This is a genomic window from Pseudomonas sp. FP1740, from assembly GCF_030687165.1.
In the GTDB taxonomy this organism is placed as follows: domain Bacteria; phylum Pseudomonadota; class Gammaproteobacteria; order Pseudomonadales; family Pseudomonadaceae; genus Aquipseudomonas.
The window spans coordinates 3,851,459-3,874,409 of record NZ_CP117461.1 but is presented as its reverse complement, the minus strand read 5'-3'; the positions used below and the strand labels follow the sequence as shown (position 1 = coordinate 3,874,409).

Below are 22,951 nucleotides of genomic sequence, written 5' to 3'. Positions count from 1 at the left end.
CTGGGCGAGCTACCTCTAAAGAGTTGTCGACAGTTCCTTGTCGGCAAAAGCGTGGGTTAAAACCCTTAACAAGCTGATAAATAAAGGTTTTTAAGGTTTTCTTGCACTACCTCCTTGGAGGTAGGCGGGCTAAGCATAGGCTTAGGCCCTCATGGGCATCGTTGACCTGGGTCAAGTTTTTGCGGGGTTTGCCTCTCTAGTCTGCCGCCATGGCTAATTGACGGGAGAGCATTGTGACCCAACCGCGTGTACGACAAGGCTTGGTGCTGGGCATGAGCACGCTGGCCTTCACTGTGTGCTTCATGGTCTGGATGATGTTTGCCGTGCTCGGAGTGCCGATCAAGGAACTGCTCCAGCTCAACGAAACCCAATTCGGCCTGCTGGCCGCGACCCCGGTGCTGACCGGCTCACTGGTGCGTTTGCCGCTGGGTTTGCTGACCGACCGCTTTGGCGGGCGCAGCGTGTTTTTCCTGCTGATGCTGACCTGCGTCACGCCGCTGTACTTGATCAGTCACGCCACCGCCTACTGGCAGTTCCTGGTACTGGGTTTGTTCGTCGGCCTGGCCGGTGGCTCGTTTTCCGTGGGGATTGCCTACGTCGCCAAATGGTTCGACAAGGAGAACCAGGGCTTCGCCATGGGCATCTTCGGTGCCGGTAACGCCGGGTCGGCGGTGACCAAGTTCCTGGCCCCGGCGCTGATCGCCGCCGGCAGCTGGCAGCTGGTGCCGAAAGTCTTCAGTGCGATCTTGTTTATCACTGCGCTGCTGTTCTGGTTCCTGACCTCAGAAAACAAGGGCCATAGCAGTGCCACGGGCGCCAGCTTGCGTGAGCAGCTGCGCTCACTGAAAGATCCTGCGGTGTGGCGCTACTGCCAGTACTACTCGATCGTCTTCGGCGGCTACGTTGCGCTGGCACTGTGGATGACCAAGTACTACGTGCAGGAATACGGTTTCAGCCTGCAAAGCGCGGCGCTGCTGGCGGCCTGTTTCTCCCTGCCCGGCGGCGTACTGCGTGCCGTCGGCGGCTGGATGTCGGATCGCTGGGGTGCGCAAAGCGTGACCTGGTGGGTGTTGTGGGTCAGCTGGATCTGCCTGTTCCTGCTCTCGTATCCCCAGACCCAACTGCAAGTGCAGACCATCGATGGCCCGCTGGATTTCCACATTGGCCTGAGCCCCGCGTTGTTCACCGTGCTGCTGTTCGTCATGGGCATCGCCTTCGCATTCGGCAAGGCCTCGGTTTTCAAATACATCGCCAATGAATACCCGAAAAACATGGGCGCGGTGTCCGGCATCGTCGGCCTGGCGGGTGGCCTGGGCGGTTTCGTGCTGCCGATCCTGTTCGGCGCCCTGGTGGATCTCACCGGCGTGCGCTCTTCCTGCTTCATGTTGATGTACGGCGTGGTCTGGGTCTCTCTCACCTGGATGTACTTCAGCGAAATACGCAAAAGCCCGGTGCTTGGTAAAGAGCCGCTGCTGATCCCGTCCCCGATTTCCAGCATTGCCCAAGGAGAAGAACATGTCCGTTCTGCAAACGCCTGACAAAGGCCCGGTCATTCATGACTGGCGCCCCGAGGACCCCGCGTTCTGGGGAAGTAGCGGCAAACAGACCGCCACTCGCAACTTGTGGATTTCCATTCCTGCGCTGTTGTTGGCCTTTGCGGTGTGGATGGTCTGGAGCACGGTGATTGTGCGCTTGAACGCCATCGGCTTCAGCTTCACCACCGACCAACTGTTCTGGCTGGCGGCATTGCCGGGGCTGTCCGGTGCGACCTTGCGGGTCTTCTATTCCTTTATGGTGCCGATCTTCGGCGGCCGGCGCTGGACCGCCCTGAGCACCGCGTCGCTGCTGCTGCCATCGATCTGGATGGGCTTCGCCGTGCAGGACCCGAGCACCTCCTACAGCGTGTTCGTGTTGATTGCCTTGCTCTGCGGTTTCGGTGGCGGCAACTTCGCCTCGAGCATGTCCAACATCAGCTTCTTCTATCCCAAGTCCCAGCAGGGCACAGCGCTGGGCCTCAACGCCGGACTGGGCAACCTGGGCGTCTCGGTGATGCAGTTCTGTGTGCCGCTGGTGATTACCTTCGGTGTGTTCGGCTTCATGGGCGGCTCCTCGCAAGCGTTGCCGGACGGCGGTCAGTTGTGGCTGCAGAACGCCGGGTTCATCTGGGTGCCATTTATCGTCCTGGTGACAGTGTTGGCCTGGTTCGGCATGAATGACCTGTCCAGCGCCCGGGCTTCGTTCAGCGAGCAGGCGGTGATCTTCAAGCGCAAACACAACTGGCTGATGTGCTGGTTGTACCTGGCGACTTTCGGTTCGTTCATCGGCTTTTCCGCCGCGTTTCCGCTGCTGATCAAAACCTCCTTTCCGGATGTCATTGCCTTGAAATTCGCCTTCCTCGGCCCATTGGTCGGTGCGCTGGTACGGCCATTGGGCGGCTGGCTGGCGGACAAGCTCGGTGGCGCGAAAGTGACCCTGTGGAACTTCGTGGCGATGATCGCGATGGTCTTCGGCGTGATGCACTTCTTGCCGCAGAACGGCGCGGGCGGAAGCTTCTACGGCTTCCTCGGCCTGTTCATGCTGCTGTTCATCACCACTGGCGTGGGTAACGGCTCTACCTTCCGGATGATCCCGGTGATCTTCCGCACGCAGCACGAAAAAGCCTCGGCCGGGAAATCGCCAGCCGTGCGCGAACAGGCGCTCAAGGATGCCGGCAAGGAGTCGGCCGCCGTCCTGGGATTCAGTTCGGCCATGGGCGCCTTCGGTGCGTTCTTCATTCCCAAATCCTTCGGCACTTCGATGGCCCAGACCGGCGGCCCTGAGATGGCTTTCTACATGTTCGTCGGCTTTTACCTGAGCTGCATCGTGGTGACCTGGTGGTGGTACGCGCGCAAAGGCGCCGCAACCCCCTGCTAATCCGACCCGAATCCAACCATTGCGTGGGCGGGGCACAGAACCCCGCAGCAAGCCTGAGAGGACACACCGTGAGTCATTTACTGGATCAACTGCGGTTTTTCAATCGCAAGCAAAACGAGTTTTCCGATGGTCATGGAGAGACTCGCAAAGAGTCTCGCGACTGGGAGAACATCTACCGTTCGCGCTGGCAGTACGACAAGATCGTGCGTTCCACCCATGGGGTGAACTGCACCGGCTCGTGCTCGTGGAAAATCTACGTCAAGAACGGCCTGATCACCTGGGAAACCCAGCAGACCGATTACCCGCGCACCCGCAACGATTTGCCTAACCATGAGCCCCGTGGTTGCCCGCGTGGCGCCAGTTACAGCTGGTACATCTATAGCGCCAACCGCCTCAAGTACCCGAAAATCCGCAAGCCGTTGCTCAAACTGTGGCGAGAGGCGCGGCAGACCATGGCGCCGGTGGAAGCCTGGGCGAGCATTGTCGAGAACAAGGCCAAGGCCGACTCCTATAAAAGCAAGCGCGGCATGGGGGGCTTCATTCGCTCCAACTGGGAGGAAGTCAACGAGATCATTGCCGCGTCCAACGTTTACACCATCAAGCAATACGGCCCGGACCGGATCGTCGGTTTCTCGCCGATTCCGGCCATGTCGATGGTCAGCTATGCCGCGGGTTCGCGTTATCTGTCGCTGATCGGCGGTGCGTGCCTGAGTTTCTATGACTGGTACTGCGACTTGCCACCGGCCTCACCGATGGTCTGGGGCGAGCAAACCGACGTGCCGGAATCGGCCGACTGGTACAACTCCAACTACATCATTGCCTGGGGCTCCAACGTCCCGCAGACCCGTACCCCCGATGCGCACTTTTTCACCGAGGTCCGTTACAAGGGCACCAAGACCGTCGCCATCACCCCCGACTACTCGGAAGTCGCCAAGCTCACCGACCTGTGGCTCAACCCCAAGCAGGGCACCGATGCGGCGCTGGCCCAGGCGTTCAACCATGTGATCTTCAAAGAGTTTCACCTGGACAAACCGAGCGCGTATTTCACCGACTACGCCAAGCGCTTCACCGATTTGCCGGTGCTGGTGCTGCTCAAACAAATGGTCGACAAGGCGCCGGGCGCCGGTTACCAGCCGGACCGTTTCTTGCGCGCCTCGGACCTTACCGACAACCTCGGCCAAGAGAACAACCCGGAATGGAAAACCATCGCGCTGGATGTCAGCGGCGAACTGGTTTCCCCGCAAGGCTCCATCGGTTATCGCTGGGGTGAGAAGGGCAAGTGGAACATTTTGCCTCGTGAAGGCGGCGAAGGGCGTGAGATCGACCTGAAGCTGAGCCTGATCGGCGATGACGTCGCCGAAGTCGCGTTTCCGTATTTTGCCGGCGAGTCCCACGAGCACTTCCAGCATGTGGCTGGCGATGCCGTGCAATACCGCCGCGTGCCGGTGCACAACGTGGTACTGGCCGATGGCAGTGTGGCCAAAGTGGCCACCGTGTTTGACCTGTCGGCGGCCAATCTGGCGATCGATCGTGGCCTGGGTGGCGCTAACGTCGCCAAGGATTACAACGACGCAAGCGTACCCGGCACCCCGGCCTGGCAGGAGCAGATCACCGGCGTCAGCCGTGAGAAAGCCATTCAGATTGCCCGTGAGTTCGCCGACAACGCCGACAAGACCCGTGGCCGCTCGATGATCATCGTCGGCGCGGCGATGAACCACTGGTACCACATGGACATGAACTACCGCGGGCTGATCAACATGCTCATGCTCTGCGGGTGTGTCGGCCAGACCGGTGGCGGTTGGGCGCACTATGTCGGTCAGGAAAAGCTGCGTCCGCAATGCGGCTGGCTGCCCCTGGCGTTCGGCCTGGACTGGAACCGTCCACCACGGCAGATGAACGGCACCAGCTTCTTCTACGCCCACAGTTCGCAATGGCGCCACGAGAAAATGAGCATGCACGATGTGCTCTCGCCGTTGGCCGACAAGTCGCAATTCCCCGAGCATGCCCTGGACTACAACATCCGTGCCGAACGCGCCGGCTGGTTGCCCAGCGCACCGCAACTCAACACCAACCCGCTGCACATTTGCCGCGATGCCGCGGCAGCCGGCATGGACCCGAAAGACTACGTGGTCAAGTCGCTGCAAGACGGCTCGCTGCGCTTCTCCTGCGAACAGCCGGACAGCCCGGTGAACTTCCCGCGCAACATGTTTATCTGGCGTTCCAACCTGCTGGGCTCCTCGGGCAAGGGCCACGAGTACATGCTCAAGTACCTGCTCGGCACCAAGAACGGGGTGATGAACGAAGACATCGGCCAGGTCGGGGATTGCAAACCCGAAGAAGCCGAATGGGTGGACGAGGGCGCCATCGGCAAGCTCGATCTGGTCACCACGCTGGATTTCCGCATGTCCTCGACCTGCGTCTATTCCGACATCGTCTTGCCGACCGCGACCTGGTACGAAAAGGACGACATGAACACCTCGGACATGCACCCGTTCATTCACCCGTTGTCGGCCGCCATCGATCCGGCGTGGGAATCGCGTTCCGACTGGGAAATCTACAAGGGCATCGCCAAGGCCTTTTCCAGCATGGCGGTCGGGCATCTGGGCGTTGAGAAGGACCTGGTGACCATCCCGCTGATGCACGACAGCGTCGGTGAACTGGCTCAACCTTTTGGCGGCACCGACTGGAAAAGCGCCGGCGTGGCCCCGGTGCCAGGCAAGAACGCGCCGAACCTGCATGTGGTGGAGCGTGATTACCCGAACATTTACAAGCAGTTTTCCTCGCTGGGGCCATTGCTGGAAAAACACGGCAACGGTGGCAAGGGCATCAACTGGAACACCGACGCCGAAGTGAAATTCCTCGGTGCGCTCAATCACCGCGAAGGGGCGGCCGGGATCAGTCATGGTCGGCCGAAAATCGACTCGGCGATCGATGCTGCTGAAGTGATTCTGTCCCTGGCGCCGGAAACCAATGGCCATGTCGCCGTCAAGGCCTGGGCTGCGTTGTCGGAATTTACCGGCATCGATCACAGCCACCTGGCGTTATCCAAGGAACACGAGGCGATTCGATTCCGCGACATTCAAGCGCAGCCGCGCAAGATCATTTCCAGCCCTACCTGGTCGGGTCTCGAAGACGATCATGTCAGCTACAACGCCGGTTACACCAACGTTCACGAAGCCATCCCATGGCGCACCATCACCGGTCGCCAGCAGTTCTACCAGGATCACCCGTGGATGCAGGCATTCGGCGAGCAACTGATGAGTTACCGCCCGCCGGTCAACACCCGCACCATTGCAGGGGTGAAAGGCAAGCGCAGCAACGGCGAGACCGAAATCGTCCTGAACTGGATTACTCCGCACCAGAAATGGGGCATCCACAGCACTTACAGCGACAACCTGCTGATGCTGACCCTCAGCCGTGGCGGACCGATTGTCTGGCTCTCGGAGAACGACGCGAAACGCGCCGGCATTGAAGACAACGACTGGATCGAATGCTTCAACGCCAACGGCGCGCTGACCGCCCGAGCGGTGGTCAGCCAGCGCGTCAAGGACGGCATGGTGATGATGTACCACGCCCAGGAACGGATCGTGAACGTGCCAGGTTCGGAAACCACCAAGACCCGTGGCGGCCACCACAACTCGGTCACCCGCGTGGTGCTCAAGCCGACCCACATGATCGGCGGCTACGCCCAGCAGGCCTACGGTTTCAACTATTACGGCACGGTCGGTTGCAACCGCGATGAGTTCGTCGTGGTGCGCAAGATGGCCAAAGTCGACTGGCTCGATGGCACAGACGGCGATGCCTTGCCGCGTCCACTGCCGACCGACATCGAGGAGAACTGAGATGAAGATTCGCTCACAAATCGGCATGGTCCTGAACCTGGACAAATGCATCGGCTGCCACACTTGTTCGATTACCTGCAAGAACGTCTGGACCAGCCGCGAAGGCATGGAATACGCCTGGTTCAACAACGTCGAATCGAAACCCGGCATCGGTTACCCGAAAGAATGGGAAAACCAGGACAAGTGGAAGGGCGGCTGGATCCGCAATGCCAACGGCACGATCAACCCGCGCATCGGCGGTAAATTCCGCGTATTGGCGAATATTTTCGCCAACCCGGACCTGCCGAGCCTCGACGATTACTACGAACCGTTCGACTTCGATTACCAGCACCTGCATACCGCGCCGCTGGGCGAGCATCAGCCCACTGCGCGCCCGCGTTCGCTGATCTCCGGCAAGCGCATGGAAAAAATCGAGTGGGGCCCGAACTGGGAAGAAATCCTCGGCACCGAATTCGCCAAGCGTCGCAAGGACAAGAACTTCGACAAGATCCAGGCGGACATTTACGGCGAATACGAAAACACCTTCATGATGTATTTGCCGCGCCTGTGCGAGCACTGCCTCAACCCGACCTGCGCAGCGTCGTGCCCGAGCGGGGCGATCTACAAGCGTGAAGAAGACGGCATTGTGCTGATCGACCAGGAAAAATGCCGTGGCTGGCGGATGTGCATCAGCGGCTGCCCGTACAAGAAGATCTATTTCAACTGGAAAAGCGGCAAGTCCGAGAAGTGCATTTTCTGCTACCCGCGTATCGAAGCCGGGATGCCGACGGTATGCGCCGAAACTTGCGTCGGGCGCATCCGCTACCTCGGTGTGCTGCTGTATGACGCCGACCGCATCAGCGAAGTGGCGAGCACTGCCAATGAGCAAGACCTGTACGAGAAACAACTGGAGATCTTCCTCGATCCGAATGACCCGGCAGTGATTCGCCAGGCCCTGGCCGATGGCGTACCGCAGTCGGTGATTGATTCCGCCCAGCGTTCGCCGGTCTACAAAATGGCCGTGGACTGGAAACTCGCACTGCCGCTGCACCCGGAATACCGCACTTTGCCAATGGTCTGGTACGTGCCGCCGCTGTCGCCGATCCAGAACGCCGCTACCGCCGGCACCGTGGGCATGAACGGGGTGATCCCGGATGTCGACAGCCTGCGTATTCCACTGAAGTACCTGGCGAACCTGCTGACAGCGGGCGATGAAAAACCGGTCAAGCGCGCACTTAAACGCTTGCTGGCGATGCGCGCCTACAAACGTTCCGAGCAAGTCGATGGTGTTCAGGATCTGCAAGTGTTGAAGGACGTCGGCTTGAACGTGGCGCAGGTCGAAGAGATGTATCGCTATCTGGCGATTGCCAACTATGAAGACCGCTTTGTGGTTCCGAGTGCCCACCGTGAAGACGCCATGAGCGACGCCTTTGCCGAGCGCTCCGGTTGCGGCTTCAGTTTCGGCAGCGGTTGTAGCGGCAGCTCCGACACCAACATGTTCGGTGCAAAGAAAGCCAACCGCCGCGACGTCCTGAAAACCGTCCAGTTGTGGGAGGAGTGAGCATGCAAATTCTCAAAGTGATTTCGCTGCTGCTCGACTATCCGACCGAGACGCTGATTGGCGGTCGCGATGAACTGGAGCAGGCGATCATCCAGTCACGGGAAATCAGCCCTAAACAGCGCGGTGCGTTGTTCGAATTGCTCGAGCTGATCTGCGCCAATGACTTGATGGACGGGCAGGAGCACTACGGAGCGCTGTTCGGCCGGGGGCGCTCGCTTTCGCTGCTGTTGTTCGAGCACGTACACGGCGAATCCCGCGACCGTGGCCAGGCCATGGTCGACATGATGGCGCAATACGAAGCTGCCGGTTTTGCCATCGGCGTCAAGGAGCTGCCGGACTATATCCCGCTGTACCTGGAGTTTCTGTCCACCCGCGAAGACCTCGAGGCCCGCGAGGGCCTGGCGGATGTTTCGCATTTGCTGGCCTTGCTCGCGGCGCGTCTGGAAGAGCGCGAAAGCGCTTATGCCAGTTGCTTCCGGGCGCTGCTGCAAATCGCCGGGGCCGAGCCCCATCAGGCGGTGGCCGACCTGCGGGCGCAGGTGGCGGCGGAACCGCGCGACGACTCCCTCGAAGCCCTCGACAAGATCTGGGAAGAGGAGGCCGTGGACTTTCTCCAGGCCGAACAGCAAGACCGTTGCAGTTCGTTGCCTGGCGCCCCGGGCAAGGCCCGGGAAGAGAGCGCCGTGCCGTTGCACTGGGTGGATTTTCAGCATGAAGGGTTGGCCACCGTGCCAGCCAAGGAGGTAGGCAATGTCTAAATGGAACCTGTTGTTGTTCGGGATCTATCCCTATGTCGCTTTGGCGATTTGCCTGATTGGCAGTTGGGCCCGTTTCGATCTGTCGCAGTACACCTGGAAGGCTGGCTCCAGCCAGATGCTCAACCAGCGCGGCATGCGCGTGGCGAGCAATCTCTTCCACATCGGTGTGCTGTTTGTACTGGCCGGGCATTTCGTCGGCCTGCTGACGCCTGCATCGGTTTATCACCATGTGATCAGCACCGAGAACAAGCAGTTGCTGGCGATGGTGTCCGGCGGGCTCTTCGGCCTGTTGTGCCTGATCGGCTTGCTGATGCTGGTCAATCGGCGGCTCACCGATCCTCGGGTACGTGCCGCCTCTAGCGCTTCGGACATTTTGATTCTGCTGGTGCTGCTGGTGCAGTTGCTGCTCGGTTTGCTGACGATTGCAGCGTCCACCGCGCACATGGACGGTTCGGTGATGGTGATGCTCGCCGACTGGGCGCAGAACACCGTGCTGTTGCGGCCGATGGAAGCGGCGGCGTCCATTGCGCCGGTCGGGCTGACCTACAAGCTGCATGTGTTTCTCGGCTTGACCCTGTTCGTGTTGTTCCCCTTCACCCGTCTCGTACACATCGTCAGTGCACCGATCTGGTACCTGGGGCGTCGTTATCAAATCGTTCGGCAGAAAGTCTGAGGAGAACATCATGTCAGGTGGATGTGGATGTGGCGGCGGTAACGGCGGCAGCGGTGGCTGCGGTTCTTCTAAAAATGCAGAGTCTTCGGTGCCGGAAGTTGTCGACATCGCGCAGTTTGAAGCACTGCCGGTCGAGCCGGCGGCGGCCGAAGACGTCCCGGTGCAGTTGATCGCCAGCAGTGAACAGGAGTGGCCGATCATCAGCGTCAACGGGGTGTCGATCACGTCTGAGGCAATGGCCCAGGAGCTGCAATATCACCCGGCCGAAAGCCGTGAAGAGGCGGTCTATCTAGCCGCCAGGGCGCTGGTGATCCGCGAATTGTTGCAGCAGCGCATTGCCGAACTCGGCCTGGCGCTGGAGATCGGCGCTGGTGAGAACGAAGAAGAAGCAGCTACGCGTTTGTTGCTCGAACGCGAGGTGCACGTGCCGCAGTGCGACGAGGAAACCAGCCTGCGCTACTACGAAAACAATCGCGGGCGCTTTCACAGCGCGCCGTTGCTGGCGGTGCGGCACATCCTGCTCGAGTGCGCGCCGGATGATGTCGAGGCTCGCAGCCTTGCGCATGCTCAGGCCGAGATATTGCTGCAACGTCTGGAGGATTTTCCCGGCAGTTTCGCTGAACTGGCGGTGAAATATTCGGCGTGCCCATCGAAGGCTCAAGGCGGTTCCCTGGGGCAGATCAGCAAGGGTCAGACCGTGCCCGAACTGGAACGTCAGCTGTTCACGCTGGCGCCGGGCCTGGCCAGCAAACCGCTGGAAAGTCGCTACGGCTGGCATGTGGTGAGTGTCGATCAGCGGATTGAAGGCATGCCGTTGCCCTATGAAGTGGTGTCGACGGCGATCCGCACGCAGTTGCAGCAGGGCGTCTGGCAAAAAGCGCTGGTGCAGTACCTGCAAACCCTGATCGGAGCAGCGGATATTCGTGGCATCCACTTACAGGGCGCCGACTCACCGTTGGTGCAGTGAGCCTTGGGGCAAACCGGGAGATGTGATGAACGCTGTCATGCAGGATGGTTTTGGACGGCAGATCGATTATCTGCGGATGTCGGTGACGGACCGTTGCGATTTTCGCTGTGTGTATTGCATGGCGAAAAACATGACCTTCCTGCCGCGTCAGCAGGTCCTGACGCTGGAGGAGTTGCAGCGCCTGGCAACGCTGTTCGTCGGGTTGGGCGTCCGCAAAATCCGCCTCACCGGCGGCGAGCCGCTGATTCGTCCGGGGATTGTCGAGCTGTGCCGCCACATCGCCGCGCAGCCCGGTTTGCGCGAACTGGTGATGACCAGCAATGGCTCGCAACTGGGCCGTCTGGCCCGGCCATTGGCGGAGGCAGGCGTCAAGCGGATGAACATCAGCCTCGATAGTCTGGACGGGCAGAAGTTTCGCGCAATCACCCGCAACGGCGATCTCGATCAGGTGCTGGGTGGCATTGAAGCGGCGCGGGACGCGGGGTTTGAGCGGATCAAGCTCAACTGCGTGGTGATGAAGGGGCGCAACTTCGATGAAGTCCCGGCGTTGGTGCAGTACGCCATCGATCAGCGCATCGATATCAGTTTCATCGAAGAAATGCCGTTGGGCGATGTCGGCAGGTCACGGGGTGAATCGTTTTGTTCCAGCGATGAAGTGCGGGCATCGATCGCCGCTCAACATCGGTTGCTCGACAGTACGGAAAACAGCGGCGGACCGGCGCGCTATGTGCGTCTGGAACGCCATCCCGATACCCGGATCGGTTTCATTTCACCCAACAGCCATAACTTCTGCGGCACCTGCAACCGGGTGCGGATGACCGTTGAAGGGAAGCTGTTGCTCTGTCTGGGCCAGGAAGACGCGCTGGATTTGCGCGGATTGCTGCGGCGTTATCCGCTGGATGACCAACCCCTGATCAACGCGGTGCAGAAGGCGTTACGTGGCAAGCCGCTGCGCCACGACTTTGGCCCCGAAGGAGAGGTGCAGATTGTGCGGTTCATGAACATGAGTGGCGGTTGAGCAGGTCTGTAAAACACAACACTGTGGCGAGGGAGCTTGCTCCCTCGCCACAGTGTTCACACCGATTTTCCCTTCACCGCCTTCGGGCGGTTTTTTTCACCGGTAAATCTTGACGTCGATCAATTGCAGAACAGCGCTTTGTCCGTAGTCTTCACTGCATGTTGTGTTTATTTGAATATAAACATCTATATGTAGTATCTGGAGGCCAAATGCAGAGCACACTGATCTCAGTGGGATGTAACCGCTTGCACAAACGCGATGGCAGTCTGGTTGCCTTCGATGCCGACAAGATCCGTCAGGCGTTGATCGCCGCCGGCAAGGCAACCGGGGAGTACACCGAGGTTGAGGTTGAAGGCTTGCTTGAGGCGGTACTCGCCCGACTGGAAGGGCTGCCAAGGCTGCACGTCGAGCAGATCCAGGATCGGGTCGAACGGGTATTGATGGATGCCGGTTACTTCTTCGCCATGCGCGCCTACATCGTCTACCGCGAACAGCACGGGCGTTTGCGTCGTGACCGCCGGACCATGGTCGAGGTGGCGACTTCTATGAATGAGTACCTGGACCGTGAAGACTGGCGGGTCCAGGCCAACGCCAATCAGGGCTACTCCCTGGGCGGGCTGGTGTTGAACGTGTCAGGCAAGGTCACCGCCAACTACTGGCTGGACGAGGTGTACAGCGAGGCCATCGGCCAGGCCCACCGCGAGGCGGATTTGCATGTGCATGACCTCGATATGCTCGCCGGTTACTGCGCCGGATGGTCGCTGCGCACGCTGTTGCACGAGGGGCTCAACGGTGTGCCGGGGCGTGTCGAAGCCGGTCCGCCAAAGCACTTGAGCAGTGCCCTGGGGCAAATGGTGAATTTCCTCGGCACCCTGCAAAACGAATGGGCCGGTGCCCAGGCGTTCAGTTCATTCGACACCTACCTGGCGCCTTACGTGCGCAAGGACCGGCTGAGTTATCAGGAGGTGCGCCAGGCGATCCAGGAGTTCATCTACAACCTCAATGTGCCGTCACGCTGGGGCACCCAGACGCCGTTCACCAACCTGACCTTCGACTGGGTTTGCCCGCAGGATTTGCGTGAGCAGATACCCGTCATCGACGGTGAGGAGATGCCGTTTGCCTACGGCGACCTGCAAGTCGAAATGGACCTGCTCAACCGCGCGTACATCGAGGTGATGCAGGCTGGCGATGCGAAAGGGCGAGTGTTCACCTTTCCGATCCCGACCTACAACATCACCCATGACTTTCCATGGGACAGTGAAAACGCCGACCGTCTGTTCGAGATGACGGCGCGTTACGGTTTGCCGTACTTCCAGAACTTCCTCAATTCGGACATGCAGCCCAATCAGGTGCGTTCGATGTGCTGCCGGTTGCAGCTCGATGTGCGCGAGTTGCTCAAGCGCGGCGGTGGCTTGTTCGGTTCGGCGGAACAGACCGGATCGCTCGGCGTGGTAACCATCAACTGCGCACGCCTGGGCTATGTGTTCAAGGGCAACACCAGTGGATTGTTGCGACGCCTGGACACGCTGATGGAGCTGGCAATGGAGAGCCTGGAGGTCAAGCGCAAGGTCATTGCGCACCACATGGATGCCGGTTTGTACCCTTACACCAAGCGCTACCTGGGCACCTTGCGTAACCATTTTTCCACCATCGGCCTCAACGGCCTGCATGAAATGCTGCGCAATTTCACTGGCGACGAGGAGGGCATGCACACCGAACATGGCCGACAGTTTGCCCTGAATCTGCTGGACCATGTGCGCGCCACCTTGCTGCGTTTCCAGGAGGAAACCGGTCATCTCTACAACCTGGAAGCGACACCGGCGGAGGGCACCACCTACCGCTTCGCCAAGGAAGACCTCAAGCGCTATCCGGACATTCTCCAGGCGGGCAGTACGCAGGCGCCGTATTACACCAACTCCTCGCAACTGCCCGTGGGCTACACCGAAGACCCCTTCGAGGCCCTGGAACTTCAAGACGAACTGCAATGCAAATACACCGGCGGCACGGTCTTGCACCTGTACATGGCCGAGCGGATTTCCTCGGTGCAGGCCTGCAAGCAGCTGGTGCGCAAGGCCCTTGGACGTTTCCGCCTGCCGTACCTGACCGTGACCCCGACGTTCTCCATCTGCCCGGTGCACGGCTACCTCGATGGCGAGCATGAGTTCTGCCCCAAATGCGACGAAGTTCTGCTGCTGCAAGAACAGAAAGCCGGCGCTGTTCATTGATTTCGATCCACTCAACTGCAAGGAGCTTCACCATGACTGCATCGCAACCACTGCCCCAGGCTCAACGTCAACGCTGCGAAGTCTGGACCCGGGTGATGGGCTATCACCGTCCTGTGTCGGCGTTCAATCCGGGCAAACAGTCGGAGCACCACGAGCGGCTGCACTTCACTGAAAGCGCGGCACTGGCCGGGCGCCAATGAGTCGAATGCTTCGGGTCGGGGGCATGGTGCCCCTGACCACTATCGACTATCCGGGACAGCTCGCCTGCGTGCTGTTTTGCCAGGGTTGCGCCTGGCGTTGTCGTTACTGTCATAACCCGCAGCTGATTCCGCCTCGTGGCAGTGAGGAAGTGGATTGGCGGCGGGTGTTGGCGTTTCTGCAACGTCGTCAGGATCTGCTCGATGCCGTGGTGTTCAGCGGCGGTGAACCAACCTTGCAGGACGGCTTGCTCGGTGCCATGGATGAAGTGCGGGACATGGGCTTTCGCATCGGCTTGCACAGCGCCGGCATCAAGCCTGCCGCCTTCGCCAAGGCTCTGACTGGCGCGGATTGGGTCGGTTTCGACGTCAAGGCGTTGCCCGAAGATTGCCTGGCCATTACCCGGGTCGAGGGCAGTGGAACGGCTAACTGGCGCAGCCTTGAGCATCTGCTGGCCAGTGGTGTGGACTACGAATGTCGCACCACCGTGCATTGGCATCTGTTCGAGCCGGCGCGTCTGCTGATCCTGGCGAAACGCTTGAGCGCGCTCGGCGTCAAACGCTTCGCCGTGCAACTGGTCCGCACCGAGCGGATGTTCGATCCGCTACTGCCAAGCATTTCGGCACAAGCCTTGTTGCCGGAGTTGTGGGAGGCCATGCGCGAGTTGTTCCCAGCCTTTGTACTGCGGGGGTAACGGGGGCTGGGGAAACTCAAGCCCAGCCCCAGAACTGCAACCACCAGCCAAACCCGATCAGGGCGTTGGCGAGGAACAGGCAAACGCCACCCGACACGCGCCGAGCCAGGGGAATACCTTCGTGTTTCAGCCGTTTCCAACCCAGTAGCAGGCTCCACCCCATGGCGGCCAATAGCAGACAGGCCCTGGCGGGTTGTACCCACTCCAGCAGCAGACCTTCATAACGCAGTAATTTGACGGTGGTGGCCGACAGCCCGAGAAACAGTCCGGCGCCACCCACAGGCGTGAGTGTCAGCGCCAGAGGCCAATACAGTGCGCGATCTCGCGCCAGTCGGGCCGTCAGGCGCAGGAGCAGCATCAACGCCGTGCCGAGCATGATCGAACTCACACTCAAGTAAGCGACAATGCTGAAGCCGTCGAGCCAGCTGAAGCTGTCGTTGAGTTGCGGGTAATGGGTCAGCAACCACCAGGGGGCGTTGTCCCGTAAGGCCCAGAGCTGGTTGTGTTCTACCAGCCACTGGGCCAGGTTTTGTTTGAGGGCGATAAACCATGGGCTGACCGTCCACTGAAACGCGCCCATGGCCAAGCCGATCACGCCGAACAGCAGCAAGCGTGTATCCCAAGGGGACAGCGCCTGCGCGGTTGCGTGAAGAATCTCCTGATTGCTGGAGCGGGCGATCAGCTGCACGGCGCCGCGTTGCCCGCTGCAGCGTCCGCAGGCGTGGCAATCACTGGCGCCTTGCAGGCGGCGAATATCGAGCAGGGGAGCGCAGTTGGGTGGCGGCAGGCGTGGCGCGGCATTCTCTATCCAGCGTTGCTCATCGACCTGAAAGTGCACGGGGGCCAGCCTTGCGAGCAGGGCGAAAACCCCGCTGACCGGGCACAGGTAACGGCACCAGACCCGCTTGCCCCGGGCGAACAACAACCCGACGATGACCGCTGCGACGGTTGAGCCACCCAGAATCAACAGTGCGGCCTGGGCGTAGTCATAGACGCTGATCAATTGGCCGTAGAGGGTCGTCAGGCAGAACGCCAATGTGGGCCAGCCGCCCCAACGCAACCAACGCGGCACACCCAGGCCTTTGCCGTAATGGCTGGCCCATTCGCTGAGCGAACCTTCCGGGCACAGAACGCCACACCAGAGTCGGCCGAAGCACACCATCGACAGCAACACGAACGGCCACCAGATTCCCCAGAATAAAAACTGCGCGAGCAAGGTCAGGTTGTCGAGTATCCGTGCCTGGCTGTCCGGCAACGGCAACAGCGCCGGAGTCACCAACAGCACTGCGTAAAACAGTACGACAGTCCACTGCAGCGCACGGATGACGGACGCATGGCGACGCATCCCGTCACCCAGGCGCTGGAGCCATCGATTGTGCCGGTTCAGGTCAGGCATGGGACTTTCTCCGCAGTCCGTTGGCGTAGCCAGGCGCTGACGACCAGCCAGTAACCGACCCATACCAGTAAGGTCATGCCGCTGGGCGTTGCGCGATAACCGACAAAACCGGCCAGAAAGCCACCCAATCCATGGCTGTCGCTCAGCCACGCGCTGTTGTCCCAAAGCGATTCGCCTACGAGGCTGTAAACCACGTCCGGCACATCCAGGGCGAGCAGTTGGCCGCCGATTCGCTCGGTGCCGCTGACCAGCAACCCCGCGCCGAGCATGAGCAAGATGACTTCGCTGATGGCAAAGAATCGTTGCCATGAAATGAAGCGGCGACTGCTGTGCAGCAGCATAATGGTCAGCGCGGACAGCACCAGCCCCAACACGCCGCCGACGGCAAACAGGCCGAGCTGCGGACCCCGCAATCGGGCGCCGGCGCCATAGAGAAATACCACCGTTTCGCTGCCTTCTCGGCTGATCGCGAGCATGGCCAGCAGTAATAGACCTGCGCCTCCTTGGCGGGCCAGGTGGCTATCGGCGTGCCGTCGCAAATCGTGGTTGAGGGTGCGCCCGTGACGGTGCATCCAGCCGACCATTTGCACCATTAACAGGCTGGCAAACAGTGCGAGTGCGGCCTGGAACCATTCACTGGCCGACCCGCTCATGGCCTCACCGGCAAACAGAATCAACACCGCCAGCAGGCCCGAGAGCATCAACCCCAGCACCACACCCGCCCACAGGTATTTGACCAAGCGATGATGTTGGCCTTGTTGGCTGGCCCAGGCCTGGAGAATGCCGATCACCAGCAACGCCTCGACGCTTTCGCGCCAGACGATGAACATTGATTGATTCATGGAAGCTCCGTGTGCAGACAGGTTATTTCGCGAGGATGCCGCCCTCGGGCAATTGCGGATTGAACTCATCGAAAAACGGATAGTGGCCGGGCCTGAGCGGGTGAATGACCACGAAGGTCGTCACGCCCGGCGACAGTACCTTTTCAACCCGCAACGGCGTGCTCTCGAACTCGGCCGGCCCCTGACCGCTATTTTTCAGGACGATCTTGAAGCGCTGTCCGGCCGGGACCTCAAGCAAGGCAGGGGAGAAGTGGCCATCGCGCAGGGTCAGCTCAAAGCTCGGCAACTCGGCATGGGCCGTCAACGGCGCAACTGTTGCGGCCACGATCAGCCAGGTAAGATGCAGGCGCTTCATTCAATAGCCGCCTTTTTTACCGATGCCGGCGTAGATGAACTCGTAGTGCAGTTCGCAGCGTTCGAACCAGGGCGCTACACCGGTTTCCTTATCGGTATGACGCCCGAGGGAGCCGTGACCGGTGGGGGGTAGCACGGTGAACGTCAGCCGATATTTGCCCGGCCCCAGCAGCTTCACATTGTCGCCATAGTGCGGGCCGTCATTGGCGACCATGGCATGGAAGTCACCCTTGATTTCGTCCGGGTTACCCGCTCTACTCAAGTTGAACGAGACATTGAGGTAAGGCACGAAACTGCCTTCCTGAAAGCCCTGTCGATTGTCCGCGGTGGCCCGAATGTCGGCTTCCAGGTGAACATCAGAATCGACAGTAGCCCGCATCATGCCAGCCGGGGCCATCTCGATCGGTTGCAGATACACCGCCCCGACTTCCAGCCCCTGACACAGCTGTGGCTCCCCGATCGGGTATTCCTTTGCGTGAGCCAGCGGTACGAGCAAGAGCAGGGCGAGTGAGAGGTGGGTACGCATAATGTCTTCCTGAGCACTGACGAGTAGGAACCCGAGTCTAGGAAGCTTTGCTGCGAACAATAATGATTGTTATCAAGTTTTGATCAATTAAACCGATGGCTCGTCACGTTGGCGAAATCGCTGGGCGCGCTCGATGCTGTGGGCCATCTGTGCCGCCGCATGAACAGTCAAGGGATGCTGGGTAAAACCGGGTCTGGGGGAAATGTAGTCGGCCATTTCCCGGGCAATGGCGAGCTGGCGTTCCGAGGCTTCTGCCAGCAGCGCGATGACCAGGTTTTCCAAGGCAATCACGCGCACGCGCAAGTGAACCAGCTCGGCGTTGGTCAAGGCGGGCGGGGCGGCAAACGCGTCGCCATCGATGGATGTTGCGGCGTTTTGATCGTCCCATGTCGACAGGGTTGGATGGTCTGGTGTCCCAACGCTTGGGAAAGGATTTTTATTGAGCATGAGCGACGTCTCCAAGTCTGTTCAGTCGTTAGAAGCGTAGCTCCAGGATCGCGATAAGGAGAGCAGTCGCTCGATGTCGATTCTTGATGTCCATCAAGGATGGTTTTGCACAAAGGCTGTAGGTTGCAAGAGCGTCTCTCAATGATCGGAGATCGAAATGGCCAAGAACTTCCCCATCAGCCCCAAGCACCCCGAACGGATCTGCTGGGGATGCGACCGGTATTGTCCGGCCAAGTCCCTGGCATGCGGCAATGGCTCCGACCGTACGATGCATCCGGCGGAGATGTTCGGAGAAGATTGGTATTTGTCTGGAGACTGGGGCATCGAGCCCCTCATCGTCACAGACAAGACAGCGGATGATGGCGTCTAGTGCTCGCCAAACCTCGCTGATTCTTTGAGGAAGGGAGGTTGGCTGCGACGTAGTCAGACGATAAAAAAACAGGGAAATATCTGGATGCCTCTCCGGATATTTCCCTGTTGCTCAATGTGTGGAATTGCTATCGATAAACTTCTCGTAATACATCTGGAACTGCTCGATCTTCTGATCGTTGAACCAGGTTTTAATCGCGTCGACCATGGGCGGAGGACCGCACAGATAGATGTCGAATGGGTTGGCTTCGAAGGACTGACGGTCGAAGTGGTCAGGAATCCACCCGGTTTTACCTTGCCAATCCACGGAGGGTTTTGAAACCACAAGGTGATAGTCGAAGTCGGCGATTCGTTCGCGATAATCAGCCAGGCGTTGAGTTTCGCACAGGTCATTGTCCTGCGTGACGCCATAGAACAGTTGGATCGGGTGCCCGCAGCCACCTTTCTCTGCAATGTTATCAAGCATCCCGAGGAAGGCCGACAGGCCGGTTCCTCCTGCCACCAGTACGAGAGGTTTGGTTACCTGACGTAGATAGAAGCTCCCCAATGGGGCCTCGAGCTCGAGTACTTGACCGGGGCGGCAATGCTCACGGATGAAGTTGCTCATCACGCCATCAGGCAGGAGCCTGATGAGAAACTGCAATTGGTTGGTGGGGTTGGGGCGGTTGGCGAATGAGTAGGAGCGCCACTTACTGGTGCCCGGTACATGCAGTCGAGCGTATTGCCCCGGAAGAAAGTCCAATTGCTGCTGGTGGCCGCAAGCGTCCAGATGAAGGATCGCCGTGGTGGCCGAAACCTGCTCCACACCGGTAATCACCGCTTGCAACAACTGGGTGGCCCCAGCGTTGCACAAGCTCGAATCGAAGTCGAAATAGAACGACGCATCCGATTGCACGCGGGTCTGGCAAGAGAGCATTTTGCGTTGCGCCAGATCCTGCTCGGACAATGCCTCTTCATCGACGTAGTCTTGGGTGAATTGGCCTGATTCGCAGCGACCCTGGCAAGTGCCACAGACACCTTCGCGACAGTCCAGCGGGATGTTCACGCCATTGCGTAGCGCGGCGTCGAGCAGCAGTTCGTTGGGCTTGACCTCGAAGAACGAGGTCTTGCCATCTGCGAAGCTGAAAGCGACTTTATGGTTCATGACAGCGTGCCCCACAGTTCACAGGTGATAGAAATCAAGTACTGAGTTGATCGTGTCGTTGAGCAGCACGATGTGCTTGCGGGTGATCTTCCAGCTGTCTGCGTCCGCTTTGAGGTGGTAGGTCACATGGCCGTAGAACTGCTCGGACAGCCCTTGCCGGGTGTAGAGCGTGACCCAGGCGGCCTTGACTTCAAGCAAGCCGTTATCGATCTCCTTGATTCGCACATTGCTGATTTGATGCAAGGTGCGCGGCATCGGGTTTGAAGCCGCCGACTTGCCTGTGCGCAGACGAAATACCCGGTCTTCCAGGCCGGAGCGGTTCGAGTAGTAAATCAGCGACATGCCGCGCTTGGGATCGGTGGTGTACACATGCTCCGACTCCCATTGCGGCAGGTGGAATTCGCTCTGTTCATCAAACAGGGCGATGTAGGCGTCCCAATCCTGCTGATCACACAGCTCGGCTTTGCGGTAGAGGAATTGTTCGACGGAATGTTGTAGTGCGCTCATTTCACACCTCCTTCAACTTCAGGGCTTTTTGTGCAAGACCTTGCAGAAGGAAGCGCTGCCAGGATCCGTGCTGATTGATGTAGAGCCCCTCATGCGTGAACTCGGTGCCGGTCAGTACCGGGTTGATGCCCAGAACCTCGCTGTTCGGGGTGGGGCCTTCGACCCATTTCTCACTGCCGCGGGATACTTCGTTCCAGCGCTCGAGGCGGGCCTGGAATCCGCGCTGGGCTTCGCGAAACTCCACCAGGTCGTCGGGAGTGCCCATGCCTGAAACGTTGAAGAAGTCCTCGAACTGGCGGATCCGGTTTTCCCGATCTGCGTCGGACTCACCCTTGACGCCGATGCACTGGCTGGTGATCTCGGTCTTGTTCCAGGCCACTGGGCGCACGATACGCAGCTGCGAGCTGATCTGATCCATGAAGAACAGGCTTGGGTAGATGTTGAGATTGCGTAGACGATGCATCATCCACTCGGCTTGTTTCTGGCCGTATTCCTGCACCAGGCGCGGCATCACGCTGGCATAACCGGCGCGTACAGTCGGGTTGGGCATGTCGCTGAACAAGAGGCTGTGGCCATTCTTGAACGAGAACCAGCCGTCGTCGGTCTCGGCATCGCCGGCGCCCAACTTGCTGTAGTCCAGCGTGTCGGAACCGCCGCCCTTGGCCGCGTTGACTTGCTGGCGATGCTGCACCGTGGAGACGTAGTTGTAGTGCACGGTGCTGACGTGATAACCATCCAGGCCGTTTTCGTGCTGCAGTTTCCAGTTGCCGTCATAGCTATAGGTCGACTTGCCGGGCAGTACTTCCAGCTCGCCGGTCGGAGACTGCGCGACCATCATGTCGAAGAACACTTTGGCATCGCCGAGATAGTCTTCCAGCGAGTCGCTGCCATTGACGTCCAGGCTGATAAAGACGAAGCCCTTGTAGCTCTCGATCCGGGCCTTCTTCAGGCCGCGTGTTGCTTTGTCGAAACCCTCCGGGTATTCACCTGGGGCCTTGACCTTGACCAGGCGGCCATCACTTTTGTAACACCAGGCGTGGAACGGACAGGTAAAGGTAGATTGGTTGCCTTTGCTGACGCGAGTCAGGGTCGCGCCCCGGTGCTGGCAAGCGTTGATCAGCGCGTGGAGTTGATTGCTCCCATCGCGGGTGATGATCATCGGCTGACGACCGGCGCGCATCGTCAGGAAATCATTGGGATTGGCGATTTCACTCTCGTGGCAGGCGTAGATCCAGTTCTTCTCGAAGATCAGTTCCATCTCCAGGTCGAACAGTTCCGGCTCTGTGAACATGTCACGGGCGACACGGTAAATACCTTCAGCCGGCCGAAAATCCAGGCAACCCTGAATGTAATCTTGCCACTGCGCAATGCTTCTAGAGCTGTTCATCAGGTACACCCTTTTTGTAGTTTTAGGCACGACCTGATTGAAAGCCTTTCTGTGCGGTGCATCTATCCGGATTCGAGGCGATATCTATCCGTTTCTGAGGGGGCGGGGGGCGTTTTTAGTGAGGGGGGTGTTTTATGCGTTTTTTTGCAGATACCTGCTGGTGGAGATGGTCAGGCGCGTAACTTTTTGGGTCACATGGTGCCGCGTATCGAAGCGGGCACCGTTTGGGGCAACGCTCACGTGCTGCTCGACCCTGCGATGCCGTTTGGTGGTGTTAAACAATCCGGTATGGGCCGTGAGTTTGGTCGCGCGGTAATTGAGACTTACACCGAGCTGAAATCGGTGTGCATCGCGCACTGATTCAGCTGGCGGGTCTGGACTTGAAGACACCACTCAAGACAAAGGCATAACGTTCTGGGCGGATGTAGAAGGTCGTACGGTCGCAGCAGCGGCCGTTGGCAAACCAGGAGGTGCGCTCCATGACCAGCAGTGCCGCGCCACGTTTGATGTGCAAGGCACTGGCCAGGTGTTTATCGGCTTCTTGCGCGCGGATCGCCAGATCGGCTCGGGTGACCGCCATGCCAGTGATCGACTCGAGAATGGAGTAAATCGGTTGATGCTCGACTTCAGTCCAGACCACGCTGGCCAATTCGGCCGGTAAATGGCTGCGGCCCAGTGCGATGGGTTCGTCATCGACGAAATGCAGTCGTTCCAGAAGCAGGCAATCGTCCGCTTCTTCAAACATACCACGCAATGCCTCTGGAACCGGCTGCAGGGTATGGCTGATGACGCGCATGCTCGGTTCGAGCCCTTGCAGCAACAAGGCTTCATGAAAACTACGCAACGCGTCCAGGCCGTGCCGCACCTGTTTGGCCGCCACGAAGGTGCCTTTGCCTTGTTTGCGCTCCACCACGCCGTCGTCGCTGAGTTTGCCCACCGCCAGGCGAACGGTGACGCGGCTCACCGCAAAACGTTTACCCAGCTCTGCTTCTGACGGCAGCTTGCCGCTGGGCTCAAAGTCGCCGCGTTGAATCTCTTCCAGCAATTGCTGGGCAATCTGCTCGTAGAGTGAGGTGGTGCTGTCGCGAAGAATGGACGTAGACACTGTCGGTTTCCATGGCCTTGGAGGAGGGCGGTGCGCCTTCACTTCT

At 59.6% G+C, this 22,951-nt stretch carries 21 protein-coding genes and 1 pseudogene; 13 read left to right on the top strand and 9 right to left on the bottom strand.

Features of this window, described 5'->3' with window-relative positions; all coding sequences use genetic code 11:
• The first annotated feature begins 233 nt into the window (after nt 1–233).
• The 11 genes from PSH69_RS17300 to PSH69_RS17250 all read left to right on the top strand — a co-directional run bounded on the left by PSH69_RS17300 (nt 234) and on the right by PSH69_RS17250 (nt 14,828).
• Nucleotides 234–1,538 carry a nitrate/nitrite transporter gene (locus tag PSH69_RS17300; protein ID WP_305409213.1) on the top strand — a complete coding sequence of 435 codons (1,305 nt, stop codon included), beginning with the start codon at nt 234–236 and terminating at the stop codon, nt 1,536–1,538.
• A complete protein-coding gene (locus PSH69_RS17295; protein ID WP_305409212.1) occupies nt 1,516–2,913 on the top strand; it encodes a NarK family nitrate/nitrite MFS transporter in 1,398 nt (465 codons plus the stop codon). The genes PSH69_RS17300 and PSH69_RS17295 overlap by 23 nt, the downstream gene beginning before the upstream one ends.
• A gap of 68 nt (nt 2,914–2,981) precedes the next feature.
• Entirely contained in the window at nt 2,982–6,755 is a 3,774-nt protein-coding gene (locus PSH69_RS17290; protein ID WP_305409211.1) for a nitrate reductase subunit alpha, read from the top strand.
• A gap of 1 nt (nt 6,756) precedes the next feature.
• Complete coding sequence (gene narH / locus PSH69_RS17285) at nt 6,757–8,295, top strand: nitrate reductase subunit beta (protein WP_105349140.1); 1,539 nt, start codon at nt 6,757–6,759, stop codon at nt 8,293–8,295.
• Nucleotides 8,296–8,297: 2 nt separating this feature from the next.
• Complete coding sequence (narJ, locus tag PSH69_RS17280) at nt 8,298–9,053, top strand: nitrate reductase molybdenum cofactor assembly chaperone (protein ID WP_018927812.1); 756 nt, start codon at nt 8,298–8,300, stop codon at nt 9,051–9,053.
• On the top strand, nt 9,046–9,726 hold the full coding sequence (gene narI, locus PSH69_RS17275; protein WP_018927813.1) for a respiratory nitrate reductase subunit gamma: 681 nt from the start codon (nt 9,046–9,048) through the stop codon (nt 9,724–9,726). Before narJ ends, narI begins: the two co-directional genes overlap by 8 nt.
• A 10-nt stretch (nt 9,727–9,736) precedes the next feature.
• Nucleotides 9,737–10,693 carry a peptidylprolyl isomerase gene (locus PSH69_RS17270; RefSeq protein ID WP_305409210.1) on the top strand — a complete coding sequence of 319 codons (957 nt, stop codon included), beginning with the start codon at nt 9,737–9,739 and terminating at the stop codon, nt 10,691–10,693.
• A gap of 25 nt (nt 10,694–10,718) precedes the next feature.
• Complete coding sequence (moaA, locus tag PSH69_RS17265; protein ID WP_305409209.1) at nt 10,719–11,711, top strand: GTP 3',8-cyclase MoaA; 993 nt, start codon at nt 10,719–10,721, stop codon at nt 11,709–11,711.
• 209 nt (nt 11,712–11,920) lie between these two features.
• A complete protein-coding gene (locus PSH69_RS17260) occupies nt 11,921–13,936 on the top strand; it encodes a ribonucleoside triphosphate reductase (RefSeq protein WP_305409208.1) in 2,016 nt (671 codons plus the stop codon).
• 32 nt (nt 13,937–13,968) lie between these two features.
• Nucleotides 13,969–14,136: an anaerobic ribonucleoside-triphosphate reductase gene (nrdD, locus tag PSH69_RS17255; RefSeq protein WP_305409207.1), complete on the top strand. Its 168-nt coding sequence runs from the start codon at nt 13,969–13,971 to the stop codon at nt 14,134–14,136.
• Nucleotides 14,133–14,828, top strand: coding sequence for an anaerobic ribonucleoside-triphosphate reductase activating protein (locus tag PSH69_RS17250; RefSeq protein ID WP_305409206.1), 696 nt, complete (start codon nt 14,133–14,135; stop codon nt 14,826–14,828). The genes nrdD and PSH69_RS17250 overlap by 4 nt, the downstream gene beginning before the upstream one ends.
• A 16-nt stretch (nt 14,829–14,844) precedes the next feature.
• On the opposite strand, the gene PSH69_RS17245 is transcribed toward PSH69_RS17250, so the two are convergent.
• The 5 genes from PSH69_RS17245 to PSH69_RS17225 all read right to left on the bottom strand — a co-directional run bounded on the left by PSH69_RS17245 (nt 14,845) and on the right by PSH69_RS17225 (nt 18,393).
• Entirely contained in the window at nt 14,845–16,224 is a 1,380-nt protein-coding gene (locus tag PSH69_RS17245; protein WP_305409205.1) for a 4Fe-4S binding protein, read from the bottom strand.
• Complete coding sequence (locus PSH69_RS17240; protein ID WP_305409204.1) at nt 16,212–17,066, bottom strand: FTR1 family protein; 855 nt, start codon at nt 17,064–17,066, stop codon at nt 16,212–16,214. Before PSH69_RS17240 ends, PSH69_RS17245 begins: the two co-directional genes overlap by 13 nt.
• Before the next feature lie 22 nt (nt 17,067–17,088).
• Nucleotides 17,089–17,421, bottom strand: a complete 333-nt coding sequence (locus PSH69_RS17235) for a cupredoxin domain-containing protein (protein WP_305409203.1) — start codon at nt 17,419–17,421, stop codon at nt 17,089–17,091.
• Nucleotides 17,422–17,946 (bottom strand): iron transporter, encoded by a 525-nt coding sequence (locus PSH69_RS17230; protein WP_018927822.1) that lies wholly within the window; start codon nt 17,944–17,946, stop codon nt 17,422–17,424.
• Between the two features lie 87 nt (nt 17,947–18,033).
• Nucleotides 18,034–18,393: a hypothetical protein gene (locus PSH69_RS17225; RefSeq protein ID WP_305409202.1), complete on the bottom strand. Its 360-nt coding sequence runs from the start codon at nt 18,391–18,393 to the stop codon at nt 18,034–18,036.
• Between the two features lie 157 nt (nt 18,394–18,550).
• Here PSH69_RS17225 and PSH69_RS17220 point away from each other — a divergent pair, with 157 nt between their 5' ends.
• Nucleotides 18,551–18,763: a DUF3079 domain-containing protein gene (locus PSH69_RS17220; RefSeq protein WP_204125088.1), complete on the top strand. Its 213-nt coding sequence runs from the start codon at nt 18,551–18,553 to the stop codon at nt 18,761–18,763.
• A gap of 111 nt (nt 18,764–18,874) precedes the next feature.
• Here the strand turns inward: PSH69_RS17220 and antC are convergent, their stop codons facing one another.
• From antC to antA, 3 genes are read right to left on the bottom strand one after another with little or no spacing between them, the layout of a single operon-like run.
• Complete coding sequence (antC, locus tag PSH69_RS17215) at nt 18,875–19,906, bottom strand: anthranilate 1,2-dioxygenase electron transfer component AntC (protein ID WP_305409201.1); 1,032 nt, start codon at nt 19,904–19,906, stop codon at nt 18,875–18,877.
• Between the two features lie 18 nt (nt 19,907–19,924).
• Nucleotides 19,925–20,413: an anthranilate 1,2-dioxygenase small subunit gene (gene antB, locus PSH69_RS17210; RefSeq protein ID WP_018927825.1), complete on the bottom strand. Its 489-nt coding sequence runs from the start codon at nt 20,411–20,413 to the stop codon at nt 19,925–19,927.
• A gap of 1 nt (nt 20,414) precedes the next feature.
• Entirely contained in the window at nt 20,415–21,800 is a 1,386-nt protein-coding gene (gene antA / locus PSH69_RS17205; RefSeq protein WP_305409200.1) for an anthranilate 1,2-dioxygenase large subunit, read from the bottom strand.
• 195 nt (nt 21,801–21,995) lie between these two features.
• Between antA and PSH69_RS17200 the strand changes: the two are divergent.
• Nucleotides 21,996–22,160 (top strand): annotated as a pseudogene (locus tag PSH69_RS17200) (aldehyde dehydrogenase family protein); the annotation flags it as partial.
• Between the two features lies 1 nt (nt 22,161).
• On the opposite strand, the gene PSH69_RS17195 reads toward PSH69_RS17200, so the two are convergent.
• A complete protein-coding gene (locus PSH69_RS17195) occupies nt 22,162–22,905 on the bottom strand; it encodes a GntR family transcriptional regulator (protein WP_305409199.1) in 744 nt (247 codons plus the stop codon).
• Between the last annotated feature and the right edge of the window lie 46 nt (nt 22,906–22,951).

Excerpts from the sequence above, each read along its gene's own strand:
- PSH69_RS17230 (WP_018927822.1), bottom strand. The coding sequence starts at position 17,946 with ATGCGTACCCACCTCTCACTCGCCCTGCTCTTGCTCGTACCGCTGGCT.
- antC (WP_305409201.1), bottom strand. The coding sequence starts at position 19,906 with ATGAACCATAAAGTCGCTTTCAGCTTCGCAGATGGCAAGACCTCGTTC.
- narJ (WP_018927812.1), top strand. The coding sequence starts at position 8,298 with ATGCAAATTCTCAAAGTGATTTCGCTGCTGCTCGACTATCCGACCGAG.
- PSH69_RS17235 (WP_305409203.1), bottom strand. The coding sequence starts at position 17,421 with ATGAAGCGCCTGCATCTTACCTGGCTGATCGTGGCCGCAACAGTTGCG.
- nrdD (WP_305409207.1), top strand. The coding sequence starts at position 13,969 with ATGACTGCATCGCAACCACTGCCCCAGGCTCAACGTCAACGCTGCGAA.
- PSH69_RS17225 (WP_305409202.1), bottom strand. The coding sequence starts at position 18,393 with ATGCTCAATAAAAATCCTTTCCCAAGCGTTGGGACACCAGACCATCCA.
- antA (WP_305409200.1), bottom strand. The coding sequence starts at position 21,800 with ATGAACAGCTCTAGAAGCATTGCGCAGTGGCAAGATTACATTCAGGGT.
- PSH69_RS17260 (WP_305409208.1), top strand. The coding sequence starts at position 11,921 with ATGCAGAGCACACTGATCTCAGTGGGATGTAACCGCTTGCACAAACGC.
- moaA (WP_305409209.1), top strand. The coding sequence starts at position 10,719 with ATGAACGCTGTCATGCAGGATGGTTTTGGACGGCAGATCGATTATCTG.
- PSH69_RS17250 (WP_305409206.1), top strand. The coding sequence starts at position 14,133 with ATGAGTCGAATGCTTCGGGTCGGGGGCATGGTGCCCCTGACCACTATC.
- PSH69_RS17270 (WP_305409210.1), top strand. The coding sequence starts at position 9,737 with ATGTCAGGTGGATGTGGATGTGGCGGCGGTAACGGCGGCAGCGGTGGC.
- narI (WP_018927813.1), top strand. The coding sequence starts at position 9,046 with ATGTCTAAATGGAACCTGTTGTTGTTCGGGATCTATCCCTATGTCGCT.
- PSH69_RS17295 (WP_305409212.1), top strand. The coding sequence starts at position 1,516 with ATGTCCGTTCTGCAAACGCCTGACAAAGGCCCGGTCATTCATGACTGG.
- antB (WP_018927825.1), bottom strand. The coding sequence starts at position 20,413 with ATGAGCGCACTACAACATTCCGTCGAACAATTCCTCTACCGCAAAGCC.
- narH (WP_105349140.1), top strand. The coding sequence starts at position 6,757 with ATGAAGATTCGCTCACAAATCGGCATGGTCCTGAACCTGGACAAATGC.
- PSH69_RS17240 (WP_305409204.1), bottom strand. The coding sequence starts at position 17,066 with ATGAATCAATCAATGTTCATCGTCTGGCGCGAAAGCGTCGAGGCGTTG.
- PSH69_RS17245 (WP_305409205.1), bottom strand. The coding sequence starts at position 16,224 with ATGCCTGACCTGAACCGGCACAATCGATGGCTCCAGCGCCTGGGTGAC.
- PSH69_RS17220 (WP_204125088.1), top strand. The coding sequence starts at position 18,551 with ATGGCCAAGAACTTCCCCATCAGCCCCAAGCACCCCGAACGGATCTGC.